A 244-nucleotide genomic window follows, 5' to 3' on the forward strand; every position below is an offset into this window, starting at 1 on the left:
TTGACCCAGTCCAGCACCGTCAACGGATCACGCATCGCCGCTTCCGGCTTGCTGGACAGCTCGCGGTGCAGCGTCGGGGCGCGGCGCGAGACATGCAGTCCGCCGGGCAGGGTGCCTTCCTCGCGGATGCCGCGGGCCATGCACGACTGCATCGCGTTCCAGATCGCCCGCAGGTTCTGGCGGATCTCGTCCTCGCTGCGCCAGGCCTTCTCGTTCTCGAACATCAGCGCGGCGATGCTCAGCC

Annotated in this window: 1 protein-coding gene; it reads right to left on the reverse strand. The window is 68.4% G+C overall.

Annotated features, from left to right (window positions below; translation table 11 throughout):
- The coding region (locus tag AX730_RS07785) for an L-serine ammonia-lyase, iron-sulfur-dependent, subunit alpha (protein WP_198147079.1) at nucleotides 1-244 on the reverse strand (244 nt) is incomplete at both ends.

Origin of the sequence: Pseudoxanthomonas mexicana, assembly GCF_001556105.1 — a bacterium.
GTDB lineage: Bacteria > Pseudomonadota > Gammaproteobacteria > Xanthomonadales > Xanthomonadaceae > Pseudoxanthomonas_A > Pseudoxanthomonas_A mexicana_A.